The organism is Enterococcus sp. AZ126 (assembly GCF_051714545.1).
Classification (GTDB): Bacteria; Bacillota; Bacilli; order Lactobacillales; family Enterococcaceae; genus Enterococcus_L.
In genome coordinates, this window is the sequence record NZ_JBIOSB010000001.1 from 2,890,293 (window position 1) to 2,912,212 (window position 21,920).

A 21,920-nucleotide genomic window follows, 5' to 3' on the forward strand; every position below is an offset into this window, starting at 1 on the left:
ATAATGAAAAAACGAGTAACAATAGCTCCTTACCGCAATCAAATTATATTTACTAGTTTGGCTTTGCTCATGGCCATACTTTTTATGACGATTGGATTTTGGAAAACAGTTTTAATTGTCATTTTAACAGGCAGTGGTTACTTTATTGGCAAAATGCAAGATGAAAAAAGCTCTATCTCTTCAATTTTAGCTTCTATAAAAGCTTTTTTTGAAAGATAAATATAAATCGAATCACAATCAGAAAGGTTGAGAAGAATATGGATAACAAAGCAAATGGAAACACAACTGAAGGAACAAACGCAAATGGAATCAAAACAACATTAACATTTGATGATCAAGTCGTGAAAAAAATTGCTGGTATCGCCGTATCAGAAATCCCAGGAATTTTAGGATTAAGCGGAAATGCAATTACAAACTTGACCGACAGATTTACGAATGGAAATAACCCAACAAAAGGAATTAGTGCAGAAGTTGGAACAAAACAAGTAGCCATTGATTTAGATGTCATTGCAGAATATGGAAAAAATATTGCTCAAGTATTCGATACAGCAACAAAAAAAGTTGCAGATGAAGTAAAAAACATGACTGGTTTGGATGTCATTGAATTTAATATGAACGTAGATGACGTTATGTCGAAAGAACAGTATGAAGAAAAATTTGAAAATAAGAAAAAAGATGATAGCGAAAATGAGAAAAAACAAGAGAATAATACACGTACATTGCAATAATATGTAACTGTATTTGATTTAGAGGAGGCTGTTTATTATGTTAAGTTTTATTTGGTCATTAATTGTCGGCGGTGTGCTAGGTGCCATTGCTGGAGCAATTTTAGGTAGAGATGTACCCGGTGGTGTAGTCGGTAATATCATCGTTGGATTTATCGGAAGCTGGGTAGGTACGATGCTATTAGGAAATTTCGGTCCTATTATTGATGGATTTCCAATTATTTCAGCATTGATCGGTGCCGTTATCTGTATTGCGATTTATTCATTTATTGCAAAACGAATGGCTTAGAAAAGTAGTGGTCGGTACAGAAATATTTAACCTTTAGAAATAAGAAGGAGGTGTTTCTGTTTCCGCCATTTATTTGTATTTAGGGTGTAGAACAAAAGTGGATTTTTACTTTTGTCCTACACCCTATTTTTTTGGTTATTCAAACATTTCTGCTGGCAGTAAAATTGTTTCTTTATTTCCATCATCAAAAGCAAAAACTTGAGAGGGGTATTCGGTTGAATAAGGGAAAGGTAAGTCAATGGCCATTTGGACAGTACTGATTTCTTGTGAAAAGTGAACAGTTACTTTTCCATCATTATTGATTAAATCGAAATACAGCATATTTGTAAGAGGAATAACTCCTTTTAAATCCAAATCAATAATCAGCCAGATACTATCGATCAAGGCACCAGGCAGACTTTCAACTACACCTAAAGAAGCATAACGACTACGTTGACTATCAAAACTTTCCACCATTTAATTTCCCTCCTTTGTCTATCTAATAACAATAGTATACCCTATTTAGTAAAAACTCGCTTCTGTAATGTTTGGTAAAAAAAGCAAATATAAAGCTCAGAATAACGTGAGATGATATGACGTTTGATCATATGAAAAAAGAGACAAAGTCAAAAGACCTCATCTCTAAAAATTTACTTTTAAGTAACGAATTATTCTGGTTTTTCACCGATCACAGTTGGTTCAGCTGCTTCTTCAGAGCTTTCTTCTTCGGTTTCAGCTTTTGCCTCTGTTACTGCGACGATTTGTTCTTCGCCTTCAGTAATAATATCGTAATCTTTATTTTTTGGTAAATCAGCAATAGTAATCGCATCACCAATTGCAAGTTTTGTAATATCAACTTCTACACGTTCTGGTAATTTATCTGGAGTTGCTGAAACTAAAACGTTATATAAGTTTTGAATCAACTCGCCACCAGCTTTAACACCTTCAGCTTCACCGACAAGAACGATTTCAGCTTCTACTTCTGTCGCTTCTTTCATATTTACAGCTAAAAATTCAACGTGTTTCATTTGGCTTGTGAATGTATCTAATTGCGCTTTATACATTAAAGTATTGATTTTTTTCCCACCAATGTTCATTGTAATAACAGCATTGGCACCATTGTCACGTAAAAGTCTTGTTAGTTCTTTTTCTTCGACTGAAATTGGTGTGCTTTCGATTTCATATCCATATACGACAGCAGGGACTTGACCCTTATGACGTAACTCGTTTCTTAATGAACGTGGACGGACAGCTCTTTCTTTAACTTCTAATGATACTGACATAACCTAAATTCCTCCCTTGAAATTTAAAAGCTGGACGAGTTGTGTAGTCTCAAGATCTAAGAGACTAGCTCGTGAAGCTAGACAAATCAAAATGAATTTATATTTGGTTATCTGCAAAACGCAACATGATGGAAAAAAGGAGTCTTGCTGGTGTCTATTGAAACTTGTAAAAGATTAAACGTAGCTAAGGTTTTCTTGTTAAGATATAAAACAAACAAGAACTTCTACAAATCGGACAGCAAAAACAAAAAAACCCGAATAATTGTGCACAATTATCCAGGGGAAAATTCCATGTGATACCTTATTCTCTCCCAGGTCATTACGCTGTTTTTGAGAAACCTTATTCACTTTCTATATTAACCATAACGTGAATCCAATATTAAGTCAAGAGAAGTGAAAGAAATACGAGCGTCTTTTAATTATTACTTAAAGGTTTGTTTAATCGAGTCGGGATCGTTCTCTTTTCATTCTTCAAATTTTATACTAAACTATTAGTTGAAATGAGGAAATTAAATGCGCTTAGATAAATTATTGGAACAAGAAAAAATTGGTTCTAAAAGAAAAATAAGAGCCATGATTCGTAGTAAACAGGTCACTGTTGACGGACAAGTCATTATGGACGAAAGTCTTAATGTCGATGCAGCCTTGCAAGATATTTTTGTTGGAGATGTGAAAATCCAGCATGAAACCCATGTCTACTATATGTTGAATAAACCTCAAGGCGTTGTGACAGCTGTTAAAGATATTCAGCATCAAACCGTTATCGATTTAATTAGAGCAGAAGATCAAAGAGTAGGATTATATCCTATAGGACGATTAGATCGTGATACAGAAGGATTACTTTTGATTACAGATAATGGTCAGTTGGGTTACCAATTACTATTACCGCATAAAAAAGTTTCAAAACGTTACGAAGTAATTGTGAACGATATGTTGACAGAATTTGACTGTCGATCATTTACTGAAGGAATTGTATTTTCTGACGGAAAAAAATGCAAGCCAGCCGAACTTGTGATTTTGTCTTCAGAAAAAGGGCAAAGCCATGCGTATTTAGATATCACCGAAGGAAAATTCCATCAGGTAAAAAAAATGTTTTTATCTGTAGGGAAAAAAGTGATTTATTTAAAACGATTATCGATGGGGCCGATTCAGTTAGATCAAACGCTGGGTTTAGGCGAATATCGCTCTTTAAATCAAGAAGAATTACAGACGCTATTGCCCTATTTTACAATTCATAAAAAAGAAAAGAGAGTGGAATATGAAATTTAAGACATTATTATTTGATGTGGATGACACGTTACTAGATTTTCAATTGACAGAAAAAAAAGCACTGCATGCGTTATTTCAAGAAGAAAACCTAACACTAACAGATGAAATACAAGCAACGTACAAAAAAATAAATAGCCAATTGTGGCAAGATTTTGAACAAGGAAAAATAGATAAGAAGACGGTCACAGATACTCGTTTTAGTTTATTGTTCGACCAACTGAATAAAAAAGTAGATGGGAAAAAAATGGGAGAGCAATATCGCGATCATTTAGCTCAAGGACATGATTTGTTAGGAAACAGTAGAAAGATCATTGAACGACTTAAACCAGATTATGAATTGTATATTGTGACAAACGGTGTGGCAAAAACTCAGTATCAACGATTGAATGATTCTAAAATGTCCCTCTTTTTCAATGATATTTTTGTTTCAGAGGAAGTAGGATATCAAAAACCGATGAAAGAATATTTTGACTATGTTTTTGAGCGGATTCCTGGTTTTGAACGAGAAAAAACATTGATTATTGGCGATTCACTTGCATCAGACATTAAAGGAGGCAACTTAGCCAATATCCAAACACTTTGGTTGAATCCATCCAAACAACCAGTAGAACCAACTGTTCAGCCAACATACGAAATCAATCGATTAGACGATATTTTTAATGTCTTAGAACAATAAAAAGAGAGCTTAGAACCGAAGAGCTAAGATTTAAAGGCTTCAGAAATAAATATTTTTTCTAGCCCTCTGTTGCTACCTATACATTGATACTCAATCGAACCATATCTCTTAAAATAAGTTTATGTTCGATGATTTCTTCCTCATAGTGACGAAGAAAAAAGTCATGATCAATACTTATCATGCGAAATCCACATTTTTGATAGAGATATAATTGCCCAAAACTGGTACTTCCAGTACCGATTTCAACTGTTTTATAATGATTTTTTTTAGCATGAGTCAATGCGAATTGAATTAATTCTTCACCATATCCCTGGCCTTGGTAGTCTTTAGAGACAGAAACATTAACGATTTCAAGTGTTTCAGGACGAGTGGGAAGCAAGATTAAAATACCTATGATCGTTTCATTTAAAATAAGATCGAAACACACGCTACGTTTGGTGTAGTCTTTTATTAAGTCTTTATTTGGATCTGCTAACAGCGATAAGTCATAGTGGATTTTTTGGAATTCTTGAATTTTTCTAATTGTCATACTATTTTCCTTTCTGATAAAATTGAATAATAAATGAGTAGATTAAAAAAATAATCGAAAAATTGTAGCTTTCTGCTTAGTTTCTATTATAATAGAAAAAGGGTAACATGACTATTACATACAAGAGAGAGGTTTCGTTGAATGAAAAATACTCAACCAATCGTGATTGGTGTTACTGGCGGTTCAGGAAGTGGAAAAACCAGTGTTAGTCGGGCGATTTTCAATCATTTTCCCGATCATTCTATTATGATGTTAGAACAAGATTCTTATTATAAAGATCAAAGCCATCTTAGTTTTGAAGAACGATTAACAACGAATTATGATCATCCGTTTGCTTTTGACACAGATTTGCTGATCGAGCATTTACAACAATTAATAGACTACCAAACAATCGAAAAACCAGTATATGATTATGTTGCTCATACGAGAAGTTCAGACATTATTATTCAAGAGCCAAAAGAGGTTATTATCTTAGAAGGCATATTGATTTTGGAAGATAGTCGTTTGAGAGAGTTGATGGATATTAAATTATATGTGGATACAGATGATGATATCCGTATCATCCGCAGAATCAAACGTGACATGGATGAGCGTGGAAGAACCTTAGATTCGGTTATTGAACAATATTTAACCGTTGTTAAGCCGATGTACCATCAATTTATTGAACCAACGAAACGGTATGCAGATGTGATCGTTCCAGAAGGTGGAGAGAACCATGTTGCGATAGATTTGATCACTACTAAAGTAGCAAGTATTTTAAATGAATAATAAATGTACATAACTGGGTAAGGCAACTTACAAAATCATGTTTATATCGAATTTCAATCAAAAGAAGTCAATAATCAGCATGAGTACGTATAATTTATATATTTTATTGAGTTACATCTTAGTGTTAAATGATAGTGGAGTATCAAATTAAACCGATAAAAAAGTTAAGATAATGTGAAAAATTCAAATAAACTATCCAATATCTAGAAAAATAATAACGAGAGAAGTCAGGAATGTACTTTATTCTGATTTCTCTCGTTATTTGTGAAGGAATAAAGAAGGATGAAAATAAAAATTTGATGAGAAACGTTAGGAGGGGTTAGTGGATTGAAAAATATTATTCTTTATTTTAATCAATATATAGAGAGAGTGCTTCTATTTTTCCAGAAAACAAGAAAATATATAGAGGGATTTTAATGATTAATATTTGTTGTTTTTTTGATATAAATACTGGCTAATAAGCCTTTTTTTAATTTTTATGGATTTTTTTAGTCTATCCACTTCAAATCTATTCTTTTTTATTTAGGGATTATACTGATTTTAAATTAAATGTTTTTGTGTATTTTAGTTTTTTTAAAATAAACGCTATTATGTATATTTTTCTCATTAAAGACTTTTTTTATAGAGATTATCAAAGTTTTAAGTGATTGCTATAAAAAATTGAAAAATTTTAATTTAAAAGCATGATATAATTTACATGGAAGAAGTTTTTGATTAGATTAGTTAGGGGGACAAAGTATTATGATACGAAGGGGAGAAATCTTTTATGCAAATCTCTCGCCTGTTGTTGGTTCGGAACAAGGAGGAATTAGACCTGTATTGATTATTCAAAATAATAAGGGGAATTTATTTAGTCCAACATTGATTGTTGCGCCTATAACTAGGAATGTGAATAAGAAAATGCAGCCGACTCAGGTCAAAGTAGATATACCTCATGACGAGTGCATGACACCGTCATTAGTATTGTTAGAACAAATCCGAACGCTGGATAAAGAACGAATTCTTCACAAAATTTGTCAGTTACAAGAAGACGATATGTTGAAGGTCAACCAAGCATTGAAAATAAGTATTGGTATTCGTTAAAAATGGGAGTAGTACATAGGTAAAGATATACATAAACATTCGTAAATAATAGATCGAAAATCAGGGGAATGATTCGATCAAATGATTTGCGAATATGATTTTAAATCGAAGATTCTTAGAGAAGCAGGACAGAAGTTCATTTTTGGGGCTATTTACTTCTGCTGCTTTTCGTATATAGAACTAGGAGCAAAACAGTTAGTTTTGCTTCTGGTTCTATAAGTGTTGAACGAACAATAGAATGAAAAACGTAATCAATAAATCAATAAGTGACTATCAAAAAATAAACACTTTCTCTGGAAAAATAGTTGTCTTTTAAAAGAATTCTTTTGAATTTTTTATGGTGTACGTCTATAGTGTAATCAAAGGAGTCGATACGGATGAAGAAAATTCGTTATGGTATTTTAAGTACAGCGCAAATCGTTCCTCGTTTTGTGGAAGGAATCAAAGAAAGTAGTTTAGGTGAAGCTGTAGCAATTGCATCACGTACGTATTATAAGGCCGCGAAGATGGCAGAGGAATTGGCTATCCCTAAAGCTTATGGCAGTTATGAAGAACTCTGTAAGGATGAGGAAGTAGATATCATCTATGTAGCTACATATAATAAGGGACATTATGAAGCGGCAAAAATGGCGTTGACTTATAAGAAACATGTTTTAGTTGAAAAGCCGTTTACTTTAAAGTTAGCTCAAGCAAAAGAACTTTTTGAAGTAGCAGAAAAAAATGGCTGTTTCTTGATGGAAGCGCAAAAATCTGTTTTTTTACCGATTAGTCTACAAGTGAAAAAAGCAATTCAGCAAAACAAAATTGGCGAAATACACTGGCTGCAATCGATTACGTCTTATCCTAATGTAGATCATATCAGCTGGTTTCATTCATTAGATGCCGGAGGTGGAGCATTACATGGGTCAGGTAGTTATCCTTTGCAGTACATGCAATTTATATTGGATCAATCGATCACGGAATATTACGGGAACGCTACAAGAAAAAAAGGGGCCGCAGATGATCAAGTAAATATGGGACTGACGTTTCAAAATCAAGTGTTGGGAACTATTTTTATCTCTGTTAAAGTGGATATTCCAAGTAAACTGACGATTTATGGTGATAAAGGACATATAGAAATTCCATATTTCTGGAAAACAAAACAGGCGACTATTTATTACGACGATGGTAGACAAGAAACCTTGATAGGTGAGTTTGATAGTGAATTTGTATTTGAAGTGGAGCATGTGAATGAATGTCTTCAAAATCACTTGTTGGAAAGTCCTGTTATGACTAGAAATATGACGTTAGATACAGTAAGTATCGTAGATCGTCTTTATGCTACGTGGCTGGAAACGGACGATAACTCAGAAAAATATTGCAATCACAGTATATCTATGTTAAAGTAGTCCTCATGCGACGAGTTGACTCAATCAGACAGCTTCGGCTGTTCCGTTTTGACGGCTAGTGATTGACAAAACAACAGAGGCACATATGTTAAATCATACCTACCGGATGTAGGCGTGTCGGATAAATATTTTTGTGGAGAAGATGTTATCTATTTATTTTTATAAATACTGTGGTAAAAAGAAGACTTCGGTCTTCTTTTTATTTTGAAAAGAATTTTGAAAAGAAGCGCATCGTTACACTATTTGGTGCAATAAGAATTCAATAATGATTATTGTTGATTGCACTAAGAAGAAACAGTCATAATACTAGAGATCAGGCTGAATAGTTCTTAAGTAACATTGTACAAAATAGCGCTTTAAAGAATATAAAATTTCTAGAAGAAATAGTATACTAAGAAGGTTGCACTTGTGTAAGTGCAACTTTTTTGTGTTGTTATGCAATAAAAATCACGCTATAGTTCAAGTGTAAGGGAAAGAAAGTTGGTGAGTAGAATGTCACTGCACTTATCAAAACGAGCAATAAAAATCTTGTTGTTGCTTTTAGATTTAGAAGACAGTGTTACGACAAAAGAATTGGCAGAAACCTTCCATGTTAGTGTCCGGACAATTAAATATGATTTAGAAAATGTACGTGAGTGGCTCAAAGAACAGAACGTTTTACTTAAAGCGCGTCGTAATAAAGGTATTTGGTTAGAAATACCTGATTCAGAACGATTGACCTTGAAAAATGAAATTATTGAAGTAGAACGTTTTGAAACTTATCCGGATCAGGAACTAAGAGTAAATCAATTGATTTTTCGATTGTTATTAGCGCCTAACTGTCTAACGTCACAAGCGTTGGCAGATGATTTACAGGTCAGCAGAAATACGATCATCAGTGATTTAGATCGTGTAGAAGAATTGACCCAAACGTATGACCTTGCACTTAATCGCCAAAGTCGGCTAGGATTTTCGATTGTTGGGAAAGAAAGTAAAATACGATTGCTGATGGAATACATCACCCAAAAAGAAATAACTGAATATGATATTTATCAAATCATGAGTTATTTTGTCCACTTAGGACAGCAGAAAAAAATGCAGGAAGTTCATGTTGGCGTCAATACAATTTTTCAAAAAATTTATCAAGTTGCCTTAAAAGAAATGACGGGACTGTTAGATCCTTCTTTATTTGATCAATTTAATTATGCTGAAATACTTTCGATCACATTACGTGTAGCGATTGCGGCTTCAAGAATGCAGCTTCATCATACGGTTGGCGGATATAAAATGTTAGCAAATCAAAATGTGTTAGAGCAAAAGCAAGAGTTGCCGTTTTTATTGATGAAAAAAGTCTTTGATCATTACGAGCTACCGCTTTTGGCAGATGAATATTTTTATATTTATAGTGATGTGTTTGTTGCAAATAATCAGCAAGACATCGTCGGATTGACAGAAGAGTTGATCAAAGATGTCTCAAAAGAAGTCGATTTTCCTTTTTATCGTGATCATCAGTTATTTACAAATCTTTTCGCTCATTTATCCTTACGTTTAACTAAAAAGCATCTGTTTATAAATGAGTATAATCCGTTTGTTGATGATATCAAAGCGAAGTATCCACAATTATTTTCAGCAATCCAGCTTGCAAGTCAAAGTGATATTGTAGGATCTGCTTTGTTGATAAATGATTCATTTATTGCCTACATTGCTTTGCACTTTCTAGTTGCATATGAGAAAAATTTGCATGAAGTCAACGTGGTAAGAATCGTATACGTGTGTTCGACCGGTTTAGGTGTGACGAGTTTGATCGAGCAGAAAATTATGGAAGAGGTCTCGAATGTTGAAATAGCTGGATTTGCTTCTGTTTTAAATGGAGTGGATGTAATAGAAGAAAAAAATCCAGATTTAGTTTTGAGTATTTTTCCGATCGAAAGTATGAATCGTCCTTTTGTTAAAGTCAATCCGCTGCCAACGGAAGTAGATATTCATACTATCCAAGAAGAAGTTAATAAAATCTTGATCCAGACGAAGGCTGGAAACGTACCACGTTTAGTCCCTCGTCAGCAAGTCAAAGAAAAACAAGGAATCGAAGCCGAAAGTCGGGATATTCTTGTACGGACATATGTGATTTACGAAGAACTACTAAAAGCGTTCGCCAAAAAATTATCGCAGGAATATAAAGAAGCATTTTTGCTTCATGTAATGCTGATGGTTCATCGAATCACATTTGATAGCCAATATGAAAACGAAGGGAATATCATCAAAGAAACCTTACTGGACCAGAAAGAATTGGTTGGACGCATCGAAGAGATTTTTGCTAAAAGTGATTTGATGGTTAATCAAGCCGAGATTACCGCGCTGTTGAATTATATAGAAAAGGAGGAACTTGTATGAAGTTAAATGAGGATGCTAAAAAAATCATTGATGAAAGTTCAAACAAAGGCGAGTTGGGAACGGTACTCAAAAAAATAAGTGAATTATTGAAAGAACAAGCGATTCAACCGACAGACTTACAATGGACGATTTTGATTAATCATGTCAATGAAATGATTAAACGCTCGATTGCTGGGGAACAAATGTCAGGAGTTGATCCAGTCATGTTTGAAGAGGTATCCGAAGAAGCCTTAATGATCGCAAATGAAGTGGTTCAGCATATTGGAAATTTACCGCAAGATGAAATGTATGTATTATCGATTCATTTTGAAACAGCTAAACAAAACGAAGGATAAAAAAGTGTTGAAGTCTTTTTTATCAAGCGTTTAAATAAAAAAATTGGAGGAATAAATCATGGTAACAGTAGTAATAGCAGATCGTTTAGGTAAAGGACAAAATGTCGCAAAAGGTGTGGAGGCTGCAGGAGGTCGCGCAGTTGTTGTTCCTGGTATGGGAGCAGATATGCGTTTAGGGGATGTAATGCAGCAAGAAAATGCTGATTTGGGAATTTCATTTTGTGGAAGTGGCGGTGCAGGTGCATTAACGGCTGCTACAAAATACGGTTATCCAGAACGTCATGGTATGCGTTCTATTGATGAAGGTGTGACAGCAATCAATGATGGGAAAACTGTTTTAGGTTTTGGATTTATGGATCAAGAAGACTTGGGTAAACGGATTGTTGAAGCATACATGAAAAAAAACGGATAGGCGCTGAAATAACCTTTCGGAAAAAATGGAGTGAGACAAAAAACGTCTTAATTAATTTCACCTATTTTCTGTCAAGGTCGAACAAGCCAGCTCAGTTTTAATAAATAGGAGGAAAATTTAATGGGGAAAGTAACAACTAAAAAACGCCAGATCATTCGAGTTGAAGGAACAGGCAAGGAAAAGCACTTGGCTTTTGCTAATGCATTGAATCAAATTCATAGTCAGGTGCTAAAAGAAAAAAATGACGTAATCGTTCGGATCGAACCGATGACCATTCAGATTGTAAGAGCAGAACAAGAAACATTTACAGAACGTTTTTTCTTTTTCTTCTTACCTAGGGTGCGTGCAGATTATCGTGTACTGTTAGATGTTGAAGTGGAAATCACATTGATTGAAATGGAAACAGTCTCGTTTGTGGAGAAAAAAGTTGCTGATCCAAATGGTTTTCCTATCTTTTTTGGAAAGAAAAAAAGAATGTATAAGGAGGCAAATTAAATGGATGTTTTAGTTGTTTTGATCAAATCGTTATTGATTGGAGGTTTAGTTGGATTTTCAGCTGGAGCTGGAGCTGCAAGAATGTTTCATGCGCCCAATACACAAGGACTAGGTGCATTTAGAACATTAGGTGAAATGAACGCTTGTGAAGGGGATGCGGCCAGTCACTTTTCTTTTGGATTAGGTTTCTTCTTTAATGCTTGGGCATCCACAGTTGGAGCAGGGGCATTTACACAAGATGTCGATCATCGTGTTATCCCAAACTGGGCAGCAGCGGCCTTGTTGGTAAAAAATAAAGATATTGCGCAAACGATGCACAATCCTAAAAAGATGGGAATATCCGGAGCCATTATAGGAATGTTAGTTGTGGCTTTCTTGAATACAACAGCTTCAGCAATTCCTGAGTCGTTGCAAGTAACAGCCGTTGCAGTTTTAGTACCGGCAGCAAATTTATTGATCAACACAGTAATGCCAGTTTTATTCTGGTTAGCTGCGATCGATGCTGGAAAGCGTTCGGGTTTTTGGGCCACGATTTTTGGAGGACTTGCAACAATGATCATGGGCAATGCAGTTCCAGGTGTTGTATTAGGAATTTTAATCGGTAAAGGTGTGGATGAAATCGGTTGGACTAGAGTAACTAAAAGTATGATGGCCGCAGTAATTTTATTATTTGTATTTAGTGCTTTTTTCCGCGGATTTGATTTACAAATGATCGAAAGTTTCCGTTTGCAAATTCCTATTTGGTTGCAAAATATGCATGATATTTTTAGTGTTGGCAAATAATTAAGTCGAAAGTGAGGAACTGTGATGGATGAAATAGTGGCGTTAGAAAAAAAGAATTTTTGGTTTGCTGACTGGTCATTTCCGATTTTAGTCGGGCTATTGTCAGCAGGTGTATTTGCTGGAACACATATGTATATAGAGCATGGTGTAGGGGCATTTAATGAAGTGGCAATCGTTGCGATGTTGAAAGCTGGTATGGATGGTGGTTCTTATGGGGCGGCTGCCGCATTTGGTGCAAGTTTCTTGTTTGCCCGCATTTTAGAAGGATCATTAGTTGGTATTTTAGATATTGGTGGTGCGATTTTAACAGGAGTTGGGATTGGGGTTCCCGCGATTCTTTTAAGTATGGGAATTACGGCGCCCGTTGAAAATTTTGGACTTTCCTTATTGACAGGTATGATTCTTGGCTTGATCATCGGTGGAATTATTATCATGATTCGTAAATTTACGATCAATCAGTCAAACTCTACATTTGGTGCAGATGTCATGATGGGTGCAGGAAATGCTTCTGGCCGTTTCTTGGGACCTTTGATCATCATCAGTGCATGCGGCGCTTCTGCTCCAATTGGGATTGGGTCGATCGTTGGTGCCGTGATTTTCTATATTTGGAAAAAACCAATTGCAGGTGGCGCGATTTTAGGTGCGATGATATTTGGTGCAATATTTCCTGTTGATTTACCTAGTTAAAAGCAAAGCGAAATTGCACTTTTCTTTTGAAAACCGTTTACATTATAATGTTACTATGTTATTATAAATTGGAAATAATTTGATTTTTAATTCATACTAATTTTTGAACGGAGGACAAAAAGAAATGAATGGTTTTGTGCAGTGGATGGAAGTAAAATTGATGCCGATTGCCAATAAGTTTGGCTCTCAAAGACATATGACAGCGATTAGAAAGGGGCTTATTGCAACAATGCCCTTGACGATCGTAGGGGCTTTTTTTACAGTATTTCAGAATATTCCGATTGATGCTTATATGAAGTTTATTGAGCCTTATCAGGCAGTTTTGGATATTCCATCACGATATACGATGGGGATTTTGGCGTTGTATGCAACCTTTGGGATTGCTTCTTCTTTAGCGACAAGTTATAAATTGGATTCTTTAACGTGTGGAATTTTAGCTGTTATGGCTTTTTTGGTAACAGCGGCACCCCCAACACGGGTTTTTGAAGATGTCAAAGATGTGATTGGTGCTGGTCGTTACATCAATTTAGCCAATATCGGTTCTGCTTCACTGTTTGGTGCAATTGTTACAGCGCTGGTTTCTGTTGAAATTTATCGTTTCTTTGTTCAAAAAGATATTACAATTAAGATGCCAGACGGTGTGCCACCAGAAGTATCTAATTCTTTCATTGCGTTGATTCCAGGCGCTGTGATTTTATTACTATTTTGGGTGATTCGCCATGTTATTGGTTTTGACTTAAATGGTTTCTTGAGTACGTTATTGATGCCGCTGAAAGATACATTAGCTGGAAATAGCTTGTTTGGCGGACTCCTTACAGTTTTCTTGATTTGTTTCTTCTGGGTGTTAGGGATTCATGGACCAGCAATTATGGGACCTGTTATCAGACCGTTTTGGGATATGTCGATTGCTGAGAATACACTTGCCTTTCAAGAAGGGGCATCTGTTCATAATTTGCCTAATATCTTTACGGAGCAATTTTTACAATGGTTTATCTGGATCGGCGGTGCCGGTACAACCTTAGCTTTAGTCGTTTTAATGATGTTTTCTAAATCAACATACTTGAAAAGTTTAGGACGTTTATCCTTCTTACCAGGATTGTTCAATATTAATGAACCTGTAATCTTTGGTACACCGATCGTGATGAATCCAATTTTAGGGATTCCGTTTATCGTGGCGCCCTTGATCACAACAACATTTTCTTACTTCTTAACTGTTACAAATGTGATTCCGATGATGGCAGCACGTTTACCATTTGCAATACCTGCGCCGATCGCTGCTTGGATGAGTACAAACTGGAGCGTTCCTGCAGCACTTCTTGTCTGTGTCAATTTCGCAATTACTTTGGCGATCTACTACCCGTTCTTCAAAGTATATGAAAAACAACAGTTAGATAAAGAAGCAGAAGAGTTAGCAGCTGAAAAGAAAGCAAAAGCAGCTGTATAAGTAAGAAAAAAGAGAGGGAGGGTAGTAGCGTTACTACCCTCTTTGGTGATTAGGGTCATGTTCATTTGGTTCATAGTATTTTTTATTCTTAGTCAAGTAATGATTGAAAGAAACTGGCTGCCAGAAAAATTTACTGATTTACGGTTGTTCCATCTATGTCTTATTTCAATTGGTTTGATTTTTATATCGATCGTCATTGGAATTTTAGTTAAACAGCCTATATTTATAGTAGGAACCGGTACTATTTTTTGCAGCTCAGTACTTTCTTGGAAATATAGAAATAAATTCGACCATATAAAGCGGGGGTAAAAGGAATGAAAAGAGTATTAGGTATATCTGTTTATCCAGATCATAGTGATATAGATAAAGATAAAGCGTATTTAAAAAAAGCTAGTAAATGTGGATTTTCACGGATTTTTATGAGTATGTTGGAAGTATCGGAAGGCAAAGAAGTTGTAAAAGAAAAATTTAAATCGTTGATTGCATATGCGAAAGATTTAGGTTATGAAACGATTTTAGATGTTGCACCAAACATTTTTGATGAGTTACAAATTTCATATGATGATCTGACCTTCTTTTATGAGACTGGTGCGGATGGAATTCGTTTAGATGCTGGATTTGATGGAAATAAAGAAGCAAAGTTGACGTTTAATCCATTTGATTTAGCGATTGAGTTGAATATGAGTAATGATGTAGCTTATCTTGATAATATTTTGACATATGAAGCAAATGTACCATTTCTTTACGGGTGTCATAACTTTTATCCGCAAGAAGGGACCGCATTACCGTATGATTTTTTTGAGCGTTGTAGTGTTCGTTTTAAAAAGCATGGGATTCGTACTGCGGCATTTATCAATTCTCAAGCGGGGACAATTGGTCCTTGGGATGTGAACGATGGGTTACCGACGTTAGAAATGCATCGACATTTGCCGGTGGATGTTCAAGCAAAGCATTTATTTGCAACGGGATTAATCGATGATGTGATCATTGGAAATGCGTATGCTTCGGATGAAGAGATAGAACTATTAGGTAGCTTAAATCGTTATCAATTAGAATTAGCGATTGAATTTACTGATGAAGCAAGTAACGTTGAAAAAGAAATTGCTTTGACTGAACAGCACTTCCGTCGTGGGGATATCACTGACCAAGTCGTTCGTTCAACCGAAGTTCGTAAAAAATACAAAAATGAAGCGAATCCAGCACATGATAATACGCAAATGTTTCAAATGGGTGATGTTGTGATCGGTAATGATGCATTTGGGAAATACAAAAATGAGTTACAAATTGTTTTAAAGCCACATTCAGATAACCGAAAAAATAAAGTAGGTCAAATAACAGAGAAAGAATTGTTGTTGTTGGATTTTGTAAAACCTTGGACAAAATTTAGATTTAAAGAAAAGTAGGAGATAAAATGAGCTACGATTTGGTCATAAAAAATGGGAAAACTATTGAAGGAAACCCAATAGAAATAGCAATTAGTGCTGGAAAAATCGCAAAGGTTGCAGATAAAATCGAAGCAAAGAGCAAAAAGTTGATTGAGTTAGAGACAGGCACATACGTTTCACCCGGTTGGATCGACGATCATGTTCATTGTTTTGAAAAGATGACCTTATACTACGATTTTCCAGATGAAATTGGTGTCAAAAAAGGTGTAACGACAGTAATCGATGCTGGCACTACAGGTGCAGAAAATATCCATGATTTTTACGATTTAGCCAAACAAGCAAAAACCAATGTCTATGCTTTAGTAAATATTTCAAAATGGGGCATTGTTGAACAAGACGAGCTGGCAGATTTAAGTAAAGTGAAAGAAGAATTAGTTCACAAAGCCTTGGCTGAACTACCTGATTTCATCGTAGGAATCAAAGCTCGCATGAGTAAAACGGTTATTGGTGATAATGGAATCACGCCTTTAGAAATGGCAAAGAAAATTCAGAAAAAAAATAATGATTTACCGATGATGGTGCACATTGGATCGGCACCTCCAGAATTGGATGAAATCTTAGCACATATGTCTAAAGGCGATATCTTGACTCATTGTTTCAATGGGAAACCTAACGGGATTTTAAACAAAGAAACAGATCAAATCAAAGACTTTGTCTGGACAGCTTACGATAAAGGGATTGTATTTGATATCGGTCATGGAACGGACAGTTTTAATTTTCATGTTGCAGAAACTGCTTTAAACGAAGGGATGAAAGCAACTTCGATAAGTACGGATATTTATATCCGTAATCGTGAAAAAGGACCAGTTCATGATTTAGCGACAACTATGGAAAAACTGCGTGTTGTAGGCTATGAATGGGCTGAAATTATTGAGAAAGTGACAGCTACTCCAGCTAAAAATTTCCATTTTGACACAAAAGGACATTTAAGAGAAGGATATGATGGAGATATCACGATTTTTACAATCGAAACAGGCCAAAAGAAATTGACTGATTCAAATGGTTTCACAAGAGAAGCAAAAGAAGTGATCAAACCTGTAAAAACCATTATTGGAGGAACAGTTTATGACAATTAGTTACGAAAAATTCAATTTAAAAGAAGTCATCAATGCCTCAGGTAGAATGACGATTTTAGGTGTATCAAAGGTTTCTGAAAATGTCTTAGCGGCTCAAAAATTCGGTGGGGAGCATTTCTTCGAGATGAGTGAACTAAGTATCCAAACAGGTGCTTATTTAGCGAAAATATTGAAGGTTGAAGATGCGCAAGTTGTTTCTTCCGCATCTGCTGGAATCGCGCAAAGCGTGGCGGCTTTGATTGGCGAAGGGTCTATATATCATGCGTATCATCCGTACACTGATAAAGTGGTGAAACGTGAAATCATCTTACCAAAAGGGCACAATGTGGATTATGGCACACCAGTTGAATTGATGGTCCAACAAGGTGGCGGACAAGTTGTGGAAGCGGGTTATGCTAATATGTGTTCGAAAGAGCATATTCAAATGATGATCACCGATCGAACCGCAGCGATCCTTTACATCAAGAGCCACCACGCAGTTCAAAAAAGTATGTTAAGTGTGGCAGAAGCCGCAGCTGTAGCGAAAGCGCATAAGTTACCATTGATCGTTGATGCGGCAGCGGAAGAGGACCTATTCCAATATATCGAATTAGGTGCAGATCTAGTGATTTATAGTGGTGCTAAAGCAATCGAAGGACCAAGTGCAGGACTTGTAATTGGGAAAAAAGACTATATCGAATGGATCCGTCTTCAAGGTAAAGGCATCGGACGAGCAATGAAAATAGGCAAAGACAATATTTTAGGATTCACTCAAGCGGTTGAAGATTATGTGGAAAATGGCAGTGAATCTGGAGACGCAATGCAAGTACGTTTAGCACCATTTATTGAAGACTTGAACAACATCCAAAACATCGAAGCCAAAGTTGTTCAAGACGGAGCTGGAAGGGATATCTACCGTGCCAGTATCAAAGTAAGCGGCGAAAAATCTGCCAAAGAAGTCATTCAAGAACTAAAAGCTGAAAGTCCAGCAATTTACACTCGTGAATATCAAGCGAATAACGGTATCATTGAATTCGATATTCGTTCAGTCAATGAAGAAGAAATGAATAAAATGACCAAAAGACTACAAGAGATTATGAACTAAAGGAGAGAAAAATTATGACATTAACACCAAACTATTTAGAGGACCGCATTTGTTTAAATGTCCTAGCTAACTCAGTAGAAAATGCGAAAGACTGCTACGACGCTGCAGAAGGGCATATTGTTTTAGGCGTATTGTCTAAAAACTACCCAACAGACGAAATGGCGATTGAAGACATGAAAAAATATTCAGCCAAAATCAACAATGCTTTATCTGTCGGCTTAGGTGCAGGAGATCCAAACCAAAGTCAAATGGTTTCAAGAATTTCAAAAGACTTACAACCACAACATGTGAACCAAGTGTTTACAGGTGTAGGCACATCTCGTGCTTTATTAGGACAAAATGAAACAATCGTAAACGGCTTAGTCTCACCAACAGGCAAAGTTGGTATCGTCAATATCGCAACAGGTCCATTAAGCTCACAAACCCCAGCAGGAGAAGTAACGATCGAAACCGCAATCCGTTTATTACAAGACATGGGCGGTAGCTCAATCAAATTCTTCCCGATGAAAGGTTTAGCACACATCGAAGAATACAAAGCTGTTGCACAAGCTTGTGCTAAATATGATTTCTATCTAGAACCAACGGGGGGCATCGATTTAGAAAACTTTGAAGAAATCGTGCAAATTGCAGTGGATGCAGGCGTGAAGAAAATCATTCCTCACGTATATAGCTCAATCATCGATTCAGCAACAGGAGATACAAGACCAGAAGATGTGAAAACATTGCTTGGCATGATGAAAAATACATTGAAAAAATAAAAGCAGAACAAGCTCGTTCAGACCTGACAGGAAAATAGGGAACCTTGCCTGTGGCGTTTTTTGCCACATTCAAGGTTTATCTTTTTCCCGAAGGTCTAGCTTGTAAAGCTAGATAAAAATAAAAGCAGAACAAGTTCGTTCAGACCTGACAGGAAAATAGGGAACCTTGCCTGTGGCGTTTTTTGCCACATTCAAGGTTTATCTTTTTCCCGAAGGTCTAGCTTGTAAAAGCTAGAAAATAGGTAGGGATTAGAATGAAAATTGCAGCTTTTGGTGAAATAATGATGCGTTTGACACCGCCAGAATATTTGATGCTAGAACAAACTAAAGAGTTACGTTTAGACTTTACAGGAACAGGCGTCAATATTTTAAGTAATCTCGCTCATTTTGGCTGTCAAACAAGCTTACTGACGAATCTTCCTGATAATCGTTTAGGTGAAGCCGCTAAAGCAAGTGTTCGTCAGCTAGGTATTCAAGATCGCTGGATAGGCGTATCTGGCGCTCATATCGGCTCTTATTTTGCAGAAATGGGATTTGGACCAAGACCGACTCAAGTAACCTATCAAAATCGTCGAAATAGTTCCTTTGGTGTGAGTGATGCTTCATGCTATGATTTTGATGCATTTTTAGAGGAAACAGATTTGGTTCATATTTGTGGTATCTCTTTAAGTTTGACTGAAGCGACTCGTGAGGCTGCGTTTATTTTAGCTGAAAAGGCACATACATTGGGTAAAAAAGTTTGTTTTGATTTTAATTTTCGTCCTAGTTTAAACGAAGCTCATGGCATTTCATTCATGAAAGAACAATATCAAAAAATACTGCCGTATTGTGATTTAGTATTTGGCAGTCAGCGAGATTTAACTGATTTATTAGAGATGCCTCTTAATGAAACGTTAGATACTGACAAACAATTTGAAGAAATAGTGCATCGATTTATGCAGAAATATCAAATTGCGTATTTTGCTGGAACGATTCGCCAATATGAACGTGATAAACATTATTTAACTGGATTTTTATTTGATTCAGAAAAATATGAAAAAGCAGCTCCCAGAGAGATCACAAATTTAGATCGAATCGGTGCAGGTGATGCGTATGCAGCAGGTGTCTTGCTAGGGTATAGTGAGTCATGGTCATTAATAGAAACGGTAGAGTTTGCTACAGCAAATGGTATCTTAGCTCATACGATTCAAGGTGATGTACCACTTACAACACGAAAACAGGTCAGACATATCATGGAACAGCCAACGGTCGATTTAATCCGTTGAGAGAAAGAGTAGAATGAAATAGTATAAATGCGTTTATACTACTTTCGTTCTGCTCTTTTTTTCATTATAATGAAGAGAAGTACGGAATTTAGCGAAACCATTTACGTGGCGAAGATAAATTGGTATGCTAAGGAAGTAGAGCTATTATTTTGTACGTTAAACGTATATAAAAAGTCTGTTTACAGGAGGAAATCAACATGACCGATGAAAATATTTGGAAAGCTCTAGACGATGATGTTTTGAAAGATAGTATTCGGAAACGACCAGGTATGTACATTGGTGGAATTGGTCCGACAGGCTTAGAAAGTATGGTCTTACAAGTGTTGGATCATTTACTTCAATTAGCGGTTGATTTAAGGCAGACAGAACTTTCGATCGAACTTTCAGAGAAACAATTTATTTTTTCTTTTTTCAGTAAAAAAGGATTGTTTTTAGATAAAATACCAGAAGAGCAGTATACAACGCCGTACCTTTTTCTTTCAGTGGTCAATGCATTGTCGGAGCAACTAGGTTTTGGTATAGAAAAATTAGGAAAACGAACGATTCAGATATATCAAAATGGGCAGTTAAATAAAAAAGCGCTGATTCCGTCAGAAGATGAAGGGCAAAGAATTGAATTGGCTTTTACACCTGATGCGCTCTTATTTGGTAATAAGCCGCTATCATATTTCATTTTATTCAATCGTTGTCAACAATTGGCGATGCTGAACAGTGGTTTGACCATCACGCTGACTGACGGGAAAAATCAGAAAAATCAGTTTCATTATGAACAAGGACTTGTTGAGTATATTTTTCAAAAAGATGACAGTATTACGAGAGGTTCGGAGCCTTTGATTATCAACACGATTAGTGAAGGCGTCTCGATTCAAGCTGTTATTTCAAAAAATGGTTCGACTAGTATTAAGGATAGTTTCGTCAATGGACATCTACCTTCTGATGGTGGCACGCATCTTGATGGATTTATTCAAGGAACGGTGGATGCAATCAATCAGTTTTTAGAGGAAACCAATCGTTTGAAGTATCTAACTGTCGATAATTTTCCAGAACGATTTGATATCGTTCTTTCAATTAAAGTCAAACGACCTAGATATACGGGTGCAATCAAAAAGAAAATTAGAAATCCTGAACTGTATAAAATCATGAGAGAAGCTGTTTTTTCAGAAGTGTCTATCTTTTTAAAACGGCATCCAGCTTGGTATTTAAATTAAAACGATAGATCATCATTGAAAGGTGAGCGTATGAGAATTTTTATTGATGGTGATGGTTCACCAGTAAAAGATACAACAATTGAAGTCGCATTGGATTATTCGATCGACGTTGTGATTGTGACAAGTATTGATCATTATTCATTGAAAGAATATCCTAAAAATGTTTCTTTTGTCTATGTAGACAAAGGAGCTGATGCAGCCGATTATAAGATTGTTCAGTTGATCCAACCAGATGATATTTTAGTGACGCAAGATTATGGTTTAGCGTCATTGGTATTACCTAAAGGTGTCCGAGTGTTGCATCAATTAGGATATGAATATACAGTAGAAAATATGGATGGATTGTTGGAACAACGTTATTTCAGCGCAAAGGTTCGAAAAAGTGGAGGACGCACGAAAGGTCCAAAAGCTTTTACGCAGACAGATCGTGAAAAATTTAGAGAAAATCTTGTATTGCTGATTGAGAAATAAGATGTGAATGTTAAACATGAAAGCTCTTCAAAAGAATGTCTCATTTTTTTATTTAGTTAAGTGGATAAAAAGACTCAAATTGTTCGAAAAAATAATAA

General features: G+C 35.8%; 25 protein-coding genes. 22 read left to right on the plus strand and 3 right to left on the minus strand.

What is annotated here, in order from left to right; genetic code table 11:
- Window positions 1-3: 3 nt before the first annotated feature.
- Genes IGI43_RS13630 through IGI43_RS13640 form a run of 3 tightly spaced genes read left to right on the plus strand, consistent with a single transcriptional unit; the run spans window position 4 to window position 1,014 of the window.
- The gene (locus IGI43_RS13630) at window positions 4-219 is read left to right on the plus strand and encodes a DUF2273 domain-containing protein (protein WP_438758322.1); all 216 of its coding nucleotides are present in this window, start codon (window positions 4-6) and stop codon (window positions 217-219) included.
- A gap of 38 nt (window positions 220-257) precedes the next feature.
- The gene (locus IGI43_RS13635) at window positions 258-728 is read left to right on the plus strand and encodes an Asp23/Gls24 family envelope stress response protein (RefSeq protein ID WP_438758323.1); all 471 of its coding nucleotides are present in this window, start codon (window positions 258-260) and stop codon (window positions 726-728) included.
- 37 nt (window positions 729-765) lie between these two features.
- On the plus strand, window positions 766-1,014 hold the full coding sequence (locus IGI43_RS13640) for a GlsB/YeaQ/YmgE family stress response membrane protein (protein WP_438758324.1): 249 nt from the start codon (window positions 766-768) through the stop codon (window positions 1,012-1,014).
- Window positions 1,015-1,149: 135 nt separating this feature from the next.
- On the opposite strand, the gene IGI43_RS13645 is transcribed toward IGI43_RS13640, so the two are convergent.
- Both IGI43_RS13645 and IGI43_RS13650 read right to left on the minus strand, forming a co-directional pair.
- A complete protein-coding gene (locus tag IGI43_RS13645) occupies window positions 1,150-1,470 on the minus strand; it encodes a DUF960 domain-containing protein (protein WP_438758325.1) in 321 nt (106 codons plus the stop codon).
- A gap of 191 nt (window positions 1,471-1,661) precedes the next feature.
- Window positions 1,662-2,276, minus strand: coding sequence for a 50S ribosomal protein L25/general stress protein Ctc (locus tag IGI43_RS13650; RefSeq protein ID WP_438758326.1), 615 nt, complete (start codon window positions 2,274-2,276; stop codon window positions 1,662-1,664).
- A gap of 513 nt (window positions 2,277-2,789) precedes the next feature.
- On the opposite strand from IGI43_RS13650, the gene IGI43_RS13655 reads away from it, so the two are divergent.
- A complete protein-coding gene (locus tag IGI43_RS13655; protein ID WP_438758327.1) occupies window positions 2,790-3,545 on the plus strand; it encodes a 16S rRNA pseudouridine(516) synthase in 756 nt (251 codons plus the stop codon).
- On the plus strand, window positions 3,535-4,221 hold the full coding sequence (locus IGI43_RS13660; protein ID WP_438758328.1) for a YjjG family noncanonical pyrimidine nucleotidase: 687 nt from the start codon (window positions 3,535-3,537) through the stop codon (window positions 4,219-4,221). The genes IGI43_RS13655 and IGI43_RS13660 overlap by 11 nt, the downstream gene beginning before the upstream one ends.
- Before the next feature lie 76 nt (window positions 4,222-4,297).
- Here IGI43_RS13660 and IGI43_RS13665 read toward each other — a convergent pair whose 3' ends face one another.
- On the minus strand, window positions 4,298-4,750 hold the full coding sequence (locus IGI43_RS13665) for a GNAT family N-acetyltransferase (RefSeq protein WP_438758329.1): 453 nt from the start codon (window positions 4,748-4,750) through the stop codon (window positions 4,298-4,300).
- 141 nt (window positions 4,751-4,891) lie between these two features.
- Here IGI43_RS13665 and udk point away from each other — a divergent pair, with 141 nt between their 5' ends.
- The 17 genes from udk to IGI43_RS13750 all read left to right on the plus strand — a co-directional run bounded on the left by udk (window position 4,892) and on the right by IGI43_RS13750 (window position 21,822).
- Entirely contained in the window at window positions 4,892-5,518 is a 627-nt protein-coding gene (gene udk, locus IGI43_RS13670) for a uridine kinase (protein ID WP_438758330.1), read from the plus strand.
- A gap of 741 nt (window positions 5,519-6,259) precedes the next feature.
- Complete coding sequence (locus tag IGI43_RS13675) at window positions 6,260-6,601, plus strand: type II toxin-antitoxin system PemK/MazF family toxin (RefSeq protein WP_438758331.1); 342 nt, start codon at window positions 6,260-6,262, stop codon at window positions 6,599-6,601.
- Window positions 6,602-6,978: 377 nt separating this feature from the next.
- Window positions 6,979-7,989: a Gfo/Idh/MocA family protein gene (locus IGI43_RS13680; RefSeq protein WP_438758332.1), complete on the plus strand. Its 1,011-nt coding sequence runs from the start codon at window positions 6,979-6,981 to the stop codon at window positions 7,987-7,989.
- Window positions 7,990-8,481: 492 nt separating this feature from the next.
- Window positions 8,482-10,359, plus strand: a complete 1,878-nt coding sequence (locus IGI43_RS13685) for a BglG family transcription antiterminator (RefSeq protein WP_438758333.1) — start codon at window positions 8,482-8,484, stop codon at window positions 10,357-10,359.
- Window positions 10,356-10,694, plus strand: coding sequence for a PRD domain-containing protein (locus tag IGI43_RS13690; RefSeq protein WP_438758334.1), 339 nt, complete (start codon window positions 10,356-10,358; stop codon window positions 10,692-10,694). Before IGI43_RS13685 ends, IGI43_RS13690 begins: the two co-directional genes overlap by 4 nt.
- Before the next feature lie 58 nt (window positions 10,695-10,752).
- Window positions 10,753-11,106 (plus strand): glycine-rich SFCGS family protein, encoded by a 354-nt coding sequence (locus tag IGI43_RS13695; protein ID WP_438758335.1) that lies wholly within the window; start codon window positions 10,753-10,755, stop codon window positions 11,104-11,106.
- Window positions 11,107-11,226: 120 nt separating this feature from the next.
- Window positions 11,227-11,601, plus strand: coding sequence for a DUF4312 family protein (locus tag IGI43_RS13700; RefSeq protein WP_438758336.1), 375 nt, complete (start codon window positions 11,227-11,229; stop codon window positions 11,599-11,601).
- Window positions 11,602-12,384, plus strand: coding sequence for a DUF4311 domain-containing protein (locus tag IGI43_RS13705; RefSeq protein WP_438758337.1), 783 nt, complete (start codon window positions 11,602-11,604; stop codon window positions 12,382-12,384).
- A gap of 24 nt (window positions 12,385-12,408) precedes the next feature.
- The gene (locus IGI43_RS13710) at window positions 12,409-13,071 is read left to right on the plus strand and encodes a DUF4310 family protein (protein WP_438758338.1); all 663 of its coding nucleotides are present in this window, start codon (window positions 12,409-12,411) and stop codon (window positions 13,069-13,071) included.
- Window positions 13,072-13,195: 124 nt separating this feature from the next.
- Window positions 13,196-14,515 carry a PTS sugar transporter subunit IIC gene (locus IGI43_RS13715; RefSeq protein ID WP_438758339.1) on the plus strand — a complete coding sequence of 440 codons (1,320 nt, stop codon included), beginning with the start codon at window positions 13,196-13,198 and terminating at the stop codon, window positions 14,513-14,515.
- Between the two features lie 314 nt (window positions 14,516-14,829).
- The gene (locus IGI43_RS13720) at window positions 14,830-15,918 is read left to right on the plus strand and encodes a DUF871 domain-containing protein (protein WP_438758340.1); all 1,089 of its coding nucleotides are present in this window, start codon (window positions 14,830-14,832) and stop codon (window positions 15,916-15,918) included.
- Window positions 15,919-15,926: 8 nt separating this feature from the next.
- On the plus strand, window positions 15,927-17,036 hold the full coding sequence (locus IGI43_RS13725; protein WP_438758341.1) for an amidohydrolase/deacetylase family metallohydrolase: 1,110 nt from the start codon (window positions 15,927-15,929) through the stop codon (window positions 17,034-17,036).
- Window positions 17,026-18,120: a DgaE family pyridoxal phosphate-dependent ammonia lyase gene (locus IGI43_RS13730; protein WP_438758342.1), complete on the plus strand. Its 1,095-nt coding sequence runs from the start codon at window positions 17,026-17,028 to the stop codon at window positions 18,118-18,120. The genes IGI43_RS13725 and IGI43_RS13730 overlap by 11 nt, the downstream gene beginning before the upstream one ends.
- Window positions 18,121-18,134: 14 nt before the next feature.
- Entirely contained in the window at window positions 18,135-18,878 is a 744-nt protein-coding gene (gene dagF, locus IGI43_RS13735; protein WP_438758343.1) for a 2-dehydro-3-deoxy-phosphogluconate aldolase, read from the plus strand.
- A gap of 254 nt (window positions 18,879-19,132) precedes the next feature.
- Window positions 19,133-20,143 carry a sugar kinase gene (locus IGI43_RS13740; protein WP_438758344.1) on the plus strand — a complete coding sequence of 337 codons (1,011 nt, stop codon included), beginning with the start codon at window positions 19,133-19,135 and terminating at the stop codon, window positions 20,141-20,143.
- 197 nt (window positions 20,144-20,340) lie between these two features.
- Window positions 20,341-21,351: a hypothetical protein gene (locus IGI43_RS13745; protein ID WP_438758345.1), complete on the plus strand. Its 1,011-nt coding sequence runs from the start codon at window positions 20,341-20,343 to the stop codon at window positions 21,349-21,351.
- A 30-nt stretch (window positions 21,352-21,381) separates the two neighbouring features.
- Complete coding sequence (locus IGI43_RS13750; RefSeq protein WP_438758346.1) at window positions 21,382-21,822, plus strand: YaiI/YqxD family protein; 441 nt, start codon at window positions 21,382-21,384, stop codon at window positions 21,820-21,822.
- Window positions 21,823-21,920 lie beyond the last annotated feature (98 nt).

What these genes read in the sequence shown, in the direction of transcription:
- IGI43_RS13630 (WP_438758322.1), top strand. Translation starts at nt 4, where the DNA reads ATGAAAAAACGAGTAACAATAGCTCCTTACCGCAATCAAATTATATTT.
- IGI43_RS13635 (WP_438758323.1), top strand. Translation starts at nt 258, where the DNA reads ATGGATAACAAAGCAAATGGAAACACAACTGAAGGAACAAACGCAAAT.
- IGI43_RS13640 (WP_438758324.1), top strand. Translation starts at nt 766, where the DNA reads ATGTTAAGTTTTATTTGGTCATTAATTGTCGGCGGTGTGCTAGGTGCC.
- IGI43_RS13645 (WP_438758325.1), bottom strand. Translation starts at nt 1,470, where the DNA reads ATGGTGGAAAGTTTTGATAGTCAACGTAGTCGTTATGCTTCTTTAGGT.
- IGI43_RS13650 (WP_438758326.1), bottom strand. Translation starts at nt 2,276, where the DNA reads ATGTCAGTATCATTAGAAGTTAAAGAAAGAGCTGTCCGTCCACGTTCA.
- IGI43_RS13655 (WP_438758327.1), top strand. Translation starts at nt 2,790, where the DNA reads ATGCGCTTAGATAAATTATTGGAACAAGAAAAAATTGGTTCTAAAAGA.
- IGI43_RS13660 (WP_438758328.1), top strand. Translation starts at nt 3,535, where the DNA reads ATGAAATTTAAGACATTATTATTTGATGTGGATGACACGTTACTAGAT.
- IGI43_RS13665 (WP_438758329.1), bottom strand. Translation starts at nt 4,750, where the DNA reads ATGACAATTAGAAAAATTCAAGAATTCCAAAAAATCCACTATGACTTA.
- udk (WP_438758330.1), top strand. Translation starts at nt 4,892, where the DNA reads ATGAAAAATACTCAACCAATCGTGATTGGTGTTACTGGCGGTTCAGGA.
- IGI43_RS13675 (WP_438758331.1), top strand. Translation starts at nt 6,260, where the DNA reads ATGATACGAAGGGGAGAAATCTTTTATGCAAATCTCTCGCCTGTTGTT.
- IGI43_RS13680 (WP_438758332.1), top strand. Translation starts at nt 6,979, where the DNA reads ATGAAGAAAATTCGTTATGGTATTTTAAGTACAGCGCAAATCGTTCCT.
- IGI43_RS13685 (WP_438758333.1), top strand. Translation starts at nt 8,482, where the DNA reads ATGTCACTGCACTTATCAAAACGAGCAATAAAAATCTTGTTGTTGCTT.
- IGI43_RS13690 (WP_438758334.1), top strand. Translation starts at nt 10,356, where the DNA reads ATGAAGTTAAATGAGGATGCTAAAAAAATCATTGATGAAAGTTCAAAC.
- IGI43_RS13695 (WP_438758335.1), top strand. Translation starts at nt 10,753, where the DNA reads ATGGTAACAGTAGTAATAGCAGATCGTTTAGGTAAAGGACAAAATGTC.
- IGI43_RS13700 (WP_438758336.1), top strand. Translation starts at nt 11,227, where the DNA reads ATGGGGAAAGTAACAACTAAAAAACGCCAGATCATTCGAGTTGAAGGA.
- IGI43_RS13705 (WP_438758337.1), top strand. Translation starts at nt 11,602, where the DNA reads ATGGATGTTTTAGTTGTTTTGATCAAATCGTTATTGATTGGAGGTTTA.
- IGI43_RS13710 (WP_438758338.1), top strand. Translation starts at nt 12,409, where the DNA reads ATGGATGAAATAGTGGCGTTAGAAAAAAAGAATTTTTGGTTTGCTGAC.
- IGI43_RS13715 (WP_438758339.1), top strand. Translation starts at nt 13,196, where the DNA reads ATGAATGGTTTTGTGCAGTGGATGGAAGTAAAATTGATGCCGATTGCC.
- IGI43_RS13720 (WP_438758340.1), top strand. Translation starts at nt 14,830, where the DNA reads ATGAAAAGAGTATTAGGTATATCTGTTTATCCAGATCATAGTGATATA.
- IGI43_RS13725 (WP_438758341.1), top strand. Translation starts at nt 15,927, where the DNA reads ATGAGCTACGATTTGGTCATAAAAAATGGGAAAACTATTGAAGGAAAC.
- IGI43_RS13730 (WP_438758342.1), top strand. Translation starts at nt 17,026, where the DNA reads ATGACAATTAGTTACGAAAAATTCAATTTAAAAGAAGTCATCAATGCC.
- dagF (WP_438758343.1), top strand. Translation starts at nt 18,135, where the DNA reads ATGACATTAACACCAAACTATTTAGAGGACCGCATTTGTTTAAATGTC.
- IGI43_RS13740 (WP_438758344.1), top strand. Translation starts at nt 19,133, where the DNA reads ATGAAAATTGCAGCTTTTGGTGAAATAATGATGCGTTTGACACCGCCA.
- IGI43_RS13745 (WP_438758345.1), top strand. Translation starts at nt 20,341, where the DNA reads ATGACCGATGAAAATATTTGGAAAGCTCTAGACGATGATGTTTTGAAA.
- IGI43_RS13750 (WP_438758346.1), top strand. Translation starts at nt 21,382, where the DNA reads ATGAGAATTTTTATTGATGGTGATGGTTCACCAGTAAAAGATACAACA.